The 6,308-nt window shown below is 68.0% G+C and carries 8 protein-coding genes; all 8 read left to right on the forward strand.

The annotated features are described in order from the left end of the window. Positions 1-64: 64 nt before the first annotated feature. The 8 genes from GNX71_RS15760 to GNX71_RS15795 are packed head-to-tail and all read left to right on the forward strand — an operon-like array spanning position 65 to position 6,285. A complete protein-coding gene (locus GNX71_RS15760) occupies positions 65-496 on the forward strand; it encodes a hypothetical protein (protein ID WP_206179162.1) in 432 nt (143 codons plus the stop codon). Beyond that, positions 493-1,269: a type III secretion inner membrane ring lipoprotein SctJ gene (sctJ, locus tag GNX71_RS15765; RefSeq protein WP_206179163.1), complete on the forward strand. Its 777-nt coding sequence runs from the start codon at positions 493-495 to the stop codon at positions 1,267-1,269. Before GNX71_RS15760 ends, sctJ begins: the two co-directional genes overlap by 4 nt. Positions 1,270-1,288: 19 nt before the next feature. Then, positions 1,289-1,999 carry a SctK family type III secretion system sorting platform protein gene (locus GNX71_RS15770; protein ID WP_206179164.1) on the forward strand — a complete coding sequence of 237 codons (711 nt, stop codon included), beginning with the start codon at positions 1,289-1,291 and terminating at the stop codon, positions 1,997-1,999. Continuing rightward, positions 1,981-2,610, forward strand: coding sequence for a type III secretion system stator protein SctL (gene sctL, locus GNX71_RS15775; protein WP_206179165.1), 630 nt, complete (start codon positions 1,981-1,983; stop codon positions 2,608-2,610). The genes GNX71_RS15770 and sctL overlap by 19 nt, the downstream gene beginning before the upstream one ends. Beyond that, positions 2,607-3,965, forward strand: coding sequence for a FliI/YscN family ATPase (locus tag GNX71_RS15780; RefSeq protein WP_206179166.1), 1,359 nt, complete (start codon positions 2,607-2,609; stop codon positions 3,963-3,965). The genes sctL and GNX71_RS15780 overlap by 4 nt, the downstream gene beginning before the upstream one ends. Beyond that, positions 3,962-4,447 carry a serine kinase gene (locus tag GNX71_RS15785; protein ID WP_206179167.1) on the forward strand — a complete coding sequence of 162 codons (486 nt, stop codon included), beginning with the start codon at positions 3,962-3,964 and terminating at the stop codon, positions 4,445-4,447. Before GNX71_RS15780 ends, GNX71_RS15785 begins: the two co-directional genes overlap by 4 nt. Positions 4,448-4,463: 16 nt before the next feature. Then, on the forward strand, positions 4,464-5,243 hold the full coding sequence (sctT, locus tag GNX71_RS15790; RefSeq protein WP_206179168.1) for a type III secretion system export apparatus subunit SctT: 780 nt from the start codon (positions 4,464-4,466) through the stop codon (positions 5,241-5,243). 10 nt (positions 5,244-5,253) lie between these two features. Next, positions 5,254-6,285 carry an EscU/YscU/HrcU family type III secretion system export apparatus switch protein gene (locus GNX71_RS15795; RefSeq protein WP_206179169.1) on the forward strand — a complete coding sequence of 344 codons (1,032 nt, stop codon included), beginning with the start codon at positions 5,254-5,256 and terminating at the stop codon, positions 6,283-6,285. Positions 6,286-6,308 lie beyond the last annotated feature (23 nt).

Here is a 6,308-nt window from a genome sequence, read left to right on the forward strand (position 1 = left end):
TGAGGCATGCGCGAAGCCGACGGGCTTCGCGCGGCCCTTTTTTTCTTTGCGAGGAGAGTGAACCATGACCGACCCCATTGCCTCCGCCGCGCTCAGCGCGCCGCCACCCGAAGTTTCGGCATCCGCCGCATCTGCCAACGCCACCCAGGCGCAGCAGACGACGGTGCGCCCCTCGCACTTCGAACCGGGCGAGACGCGCATGTTCGCCAACATGATGCAGGGCACGCATGTACCGGCCGGCACGAGCGCGCCGAGCGCGATCGGCGATGCGGCCAAGTCGCTCGCCGCGCAGTTGTCGGGCAACGTGCGTTCCATGGAAGACATGCGCAAGAGCATGCTCGAATCCATCGATTTCGCCGACCCCATCAAGACCATGTTCGTGATGACCGATCACGCCATGGAAGCGAACATGATGTTCGCGCGAATGCATATTTCCACCGGGCTGGCCAGCGCCGCGACCAGCCTGTTCGGCAGCCTCTTGAAGAACCAGCAATGAAGCTGCCCTCGAGCCTGCGCTGGCTTGCCGCGCTCGTGCTGCTCCTGGCCCTGGCGGGCTGCAAGGTCGCGCTCTATTCCAACCTCAAGGAGCAGGAGGCCAACGAGATCGTCGCGGCCCTGTCGGGGGAGGGCATCGGCGCGACCAAGACCAAGCTCGAAGGCGCCAACTGGCAGGTCGAGGTGGAAGAAGACCGCCTGAGCCAGGCGCTCGACGTGTTACGCGTGCAGGGCTTGCCGGCCGAGCGCTATGTGAGCATGGGCGAGGTGTTCCAGAAGCAGGGCCTGGTGTCCACGCCTTCCGAGGAGCGCATGCGCTACATCTACGCCATGTCGCAGGAGCTGTCGCAGACGCTGCGCAGCATCGACGGCGTGGTGGACGCGCGGGTGCACGTGGTCATTCCGGCCAACGACCCGCTGAGCGAGAAGATCCGGCCCTCGTCCGCCGCGGTGTTCATCAAGCACCGGCCCGACGTCGACCTGCGCCTGCTGGCACCCGCGGTGAAGGATATGGTGGCGCACAGCATCGAAGGCCTCACGCACGACCAGGTGTCGCTGTCGCTGTTCGAGGCGCGCCGCATCGCACGCACCACCTCCACGGGCGCCCCGGTCGGCGAGCCGATGGTGCTCGGCCTGTTCTCCACGCAGACCGCCATGGTGCTGCTGGGCCTCTTGCTGCTGGCCGCGATCTGCCTCATGGCGCTGCCGACCCTGTTGCGCCGGCAAGGCCAGGACTGGCGCACCTGGATGCGTCGCCAGGTCCTGAAGCGCTGATTCGCTCACCCACCCATCGATGCCGGCACCGACCACCGCACCCACCCCCTCCGCGGCCATGCCCGGCCCGATGGATCTGGTGCGCCTGGTGATGCGCTTCAACCTGCACCCCGAGGCCGACCTGCATCCGAGCTGGCTGCCGGGCAACTGGCCGGTGCAGCACCGTTCGGTGGCGCGCATGGGCCCGGCGGGCCGAGCGGTGCTGGCCGACCTGCTGCGGCGGGAGCACACGAAGGGTCCGGTCCAGACGCATGCCGCGGCCGACTACAACTTCGATTCGCGCCTGAAGCGCCTCGCGCTGCTCGATGCGGCGTCGCTGCGCCGCCTGGCGGCCTACCTCGGCTTCTGCGCGCACCTGCCGCTCTTCAAAGTGCGCGGCGGCGCGGGCCTGCAGATCCGGCGCCAGGCGCGCCGCTTCGACCGCGATGCGGTCGACTTCGTGCTCGACCGCGTGCCCCAGCTCACCGAGCTGCGCATGGACAGCGCCGTGGTGCAGCAGCGGCCCATCGCCACCGGCCGCGTGGTGCTCGACCGCGGCTACCGCATGCTGCTGGGCGCGGCCGCCTCCGAAGGAGACCTCGTGCTCCAGCGCCTGAAGCACAAGCTGCCGCGCCGCATCTCCGCCTTGAGCGTTCCGGCCTTCGAGCCGCGCCAGGCCCTGCAACTCAACGAACTGATGCTCTCGTGCATCGTTCCCGAAAGACTGCCGCAATGGGACTGGCTTTTCTGATCACCACCGACAACCTGCAGCTCCTGAGCGAGCGGAAGGTGTTGAAGGAAAACGAATACGCGGCGCTGCTCGATGCATCGGCCGTGGTGGACACCGCGCGCCAGGAAGCGCGCCGCATCACCCAGCAGGCGCTGCACGACGCCGAGGCGAGCCGCCAGCAGGGCTACGAGGAAGGGCTCAAGCGCGCCAGGGCGGAGTACGCGCGGCAGCTGGTGTCCGAGAGCATGGCGGCCGAGCGGCAGCTTCATTCGCTGCGTAGCGCGATGGCGCAGATCGTGGTCAAGGCCGTGGGCAAGTTCATCGGCGATGCGCCGCCCGAGGCGTTGTTCGAAGCGGCCTTGCTGCGCGTGGATACGCTGATCCGCAGCGAGCCCTTCATCAGCGTGCGCGTGGCGCCCGCGCAAGAGGCCTCGATGCGCGAGGTGCTCGCCCGGCTGAGGGCGGAGGCGCAATGGAACATGACGGTGAGCATCGTGGCCGACCCGGCGCTCGCCATCGGCGCGTGCGTGGTGCAGACGGCCTCGGGCACGCTGGAGCTCGGCGTTGATGCGCAGCTCGAAGCATTCCGGCGTGCGGTCGAGCGCGGTGACGGCGCGGAGGCCAAACGATGAGCACACAGCAGTCCATCGCCTCCGACGCGGCGCTCAGCATCGTCGCCGACCTGGAACAGGTCTTCGGCCGCGTGATGCCCGTGGCGATGCGCGGGCGGGTGAGCAAGGCGGTCGGCATGCTGATCGACGCCACCGGCATCCAGGCCCATGTGGGCGAACTCTGCGAACTGGTCACGCCGGGTGAACCGCCGCTGCTGGCCGAGGTGGTCGGCTTTCGCAACAACACCGCCATCCTCACGCCGCTTGGCCCGATCACCGGCATCTCGGCGCTGACCGAGGTGGTGCCGACCGGGCGCGGCCATGTCTGCCCGGTGGGCGCGGGTCTGCTGGGCCGCGTGCTCGATGCGCTGGGCCAGCCCATCGACGATCTCGGCCCGCTGGCCACCCACACGCGGCTGCCGGTGCACCGCGAGCCGGTGAGCCCGCTCGCACGCCGCATGATCGATGCGCCCATGGCCACCGGCATCCGCGCGGTGGATGCACTGCTCACCGTGGGCGAAGGCCAGCGCATCGGCGTGTTCGCACCGCCCGGCGTGGGCAAGAGCACCTTGCTCGGCATGCTGGCGCGCGGCTCGACGGCCGAGGTCAACGTGATCGCGTTGATCGGCGAGCGCGGGCGCGAGGTGAAGGAGTTCATCGAGCACAACCTCGGCCCCGAAGGCCTGGCCAAGACCGTGATGGTGGTCTCCACCTCCGACCGGCCGCCGATGGAGCGCATCAAGTCCGCCTATGTGGCGACCACCATCGCGGAGCACTTTCGCGACCAGGGCAAGAAGGTGCTGCTGCTGGTCGATTCGCTCACACGCTTTGCGCGCGCGCAGCGCGAGATCGGCCTGGCGAGCGGCGAGCCGCCGACGCGCCGCAGCTATCCGCCGTCGATCTTCTCGATGCTGCCGCAGCTGCTGGAGCGCGCGGGGCAGGGTAAGACCGGCTCGATCACCGCCGTGTACTCGGTGCTGACCGAAGGCGACGAAGAGAACGATCCCATCGCTGAAGAGGTGCGCTCGATCCTCGACGGCCACATCGTGCTGTCGCGCAAGATCGCGGCGGCCAACCGCTATCCGGCCATCGACGTGCTCGCGAGCATCAGCCGCGTGATGCCGCTGGTGACCACGCGCGAGCACGGTGCTGCGGCCGCGCATTTCCGCAGCCTGCTGGCCAAGTACCAGGAGATGGAACTGCTGGTGCAGATCGGCGAATACCGGCCGGGCAGCGATGCGCTGGCCGATGAGGCGATCCAGGCGCGACCCGCGATGCTGGACTTTCTCTCGCAGCCGCCGAAGACCAGCCAGCCGTTTGAGCAGTCGGTCGCTGCACTGCTGCGCCAGGCACCCCGTACGGAGCGCACGAAATGAGCGTTGACTGGAAGCTTCTTGCCGATGTGCGTGAGCGCCAGAAGACCGCCGCGATGGGCGTGGTCGCGCGCGACCGCGCGGCCGCCGAAGAAAGCCAGGCGCAGTTGCGTCAGGCCGAGGCCGCCCAGCAGGAGCAGGTGCAGAACAAACTGCGGCATTGGGAAGCGACACGCGGCGCGCTGTCGGGCGGCCAGGTCAGCGTGGCGGAGTTTCGCAGCGCAGGCGCATGGAGCGGCGCGCTCGATGCGCAGATCGCCGAGGCCGGCCAGGTCACCGCGCAGGCCGCGCGGGCGCATTCCGAGCGCGAGCAGGTGCTGGAAGAAAGCCGCCGGCAATTGCGCGCGGCGCATGGCGAGCTGGAAAAGGCCCAGCAGATGCAGCAGCGCGCGCGTTCGGAGCACCTGCACCTGCAGGAGCAGCGCCTCGAAGACACCAACGAAGAGAGCACCGCGCAGGCCTGGGCCATGCGGCGGCCAGCGTAGGCCCGGAGCACCGATCATGGAAAGCTTCGAACTTGGCAACATGGAGCAGTTCTTCGCGGCGGTGGTGCTCACGCTGCCGCGGCTGTTCGCGATCTTCGCGGTCGTGCCTTTTCTCTCGGGCGGCATGATCACCGGCACGGTGCGCAACGGCATCCTCTTGATGCTCGCGATCTTCATGTCGCCGGTGGCGGGCGAGGTGCCGGCCGCATCGATGGCCACCTGGGTGCTCATCGCGGGCAAGGAGGCGCTGATCGGCGTGATGCTGGGCCTGGGCTTCGGCATCTTCATCTGGGCCATCCAGAGCGTGGGCGATCTGATCGACTTTCAAACGGGCTCCAGCAACGCCTCGTTCTTCGATCCCGTGGCCGGCCACGAGAACGGCGCGACCAGCGAGTTCCTGGGCTGGATGGTCATCACGCTGTTCGTGTCGGCGGGCGGGCTGCTCGCGATGCTGGGCGTGATCGTCGACTCCTACCGCATCTGGCCGGTCGGCTCCTTCTTCCCCAATGTGGGCCTGGTGCTGGAGCAGTTTGCGGTGCGCCAGGGCGACACGCTGTTCCTGTGGATCGTGAAGCTGGCCTCGCCGGTCATCGTGGTGCTGCTGCTGGTGGAACTGGGCGTGGGCCTGGTGGGCCGGGTGGCACCGCAGCTCAATGTGTTCGTCTTCGCCCAGCCGCTCAAGAGCCTGCTCGCGCACTTGATGATGCTGCTGTTCCTGTTCTTCGTGTACGAGTCGCTGCAGGAATTCTTGCGGCCCGAGAACGGCGTGCTCGATTTCCTGAGGTCCACGCTGTAGCGGGCCCGCCATGTCGGAAAAAGACCAGGCCCCCACCGCCAAGCGCCTGCGCGATGCGCGCAAGCGCGGCGAGGTGGTGTTCAGCACCGACGTGGCCTCCACGGTGGTGTTCGTGGTGGTGGTGCTGTCGTTGTGGCTGGGCGGCCACCTCATCTACAGCCTGCTGCGGGAGCTGTGGCTGCATGCGACCAGCACCACCTTGCTGACCGCGCCTGAAGACCGCTTTGCCGAGTTGCTGCTGCACACCGGCGAAACGCTGGTCTGGGGAACGCTGCCGATCATGGCGATTGCCGCGGCGGCGGGCATCGTCGGCTCGCTGTTCCAGGTCGGTGGCGTGGCGGCCTGGGAGCGGCTGAAGCCCGACGTGAACCGCATGAATCCGGCTGAGGGGCTGACCCGCATCTTCTCCACGCGCAGCCTCATCAACCTCTTGAAGATGTGCACCAAGACCGCGCTGCTGGCCTTGCTGATGTTCGTGGTGGTGCGCGGCTTCGTCGATACGGCGCTCAAGCTGGGCTACGCGCGGCCCGAGGGAATCATGACGGCCGCCGCCCACATGGTGCTGGTCGCCTTCGGCTGGGCGGTGGTGATCTACGCGGTGATGGCCGCCGTCGACTATGTGCACGAGCACCACGAGTTCATGAAGCAGCAGCGGATGTCCATCGAGGAGATCCGCCAGGAATACAAGGAGATGGAGGGCGACCCCATCAACCGCTCGCGCCGCCGCTCGGCCTACTTCGAGGCGGTGTACGCGAGCCTGAACGACCGGGTGCGCGCGGCGTCGGCGGTGATCCATTCGCCGCGCATCGCCATCGCCTTGCAGTACCTCGGCGAGACCGACCTTCCGCGCGTCATTGCGCGCGGCGAGGGCGAGGTCGCCGCGCAGATCCGGCGCTTTGCGAGCGAAGGCCTGATCCCGACCGAATTCGAGCCCTCCCTGGCCGAGCGCATCTACGAAGAGGTGCCGCAGGACCAGCCGATCCCGCGCGCGCTGTATGCGCCCGTGGCCAAGCTGCTGCGCTGGGCGCAGGGCACTGAATGAATCTTGAAGAACCTGTGATCGAA

Origin of the sequence: Variovorax sp. RKNM96 (assembly GCF_017161115.1) — a bacterium.
Classification (GTDB): domain Bacteria; phylum Pseudomonadota; class Gammaproteobacteria; order Burkholderiales; family Burkholderiaceae_C; genus Variovorax.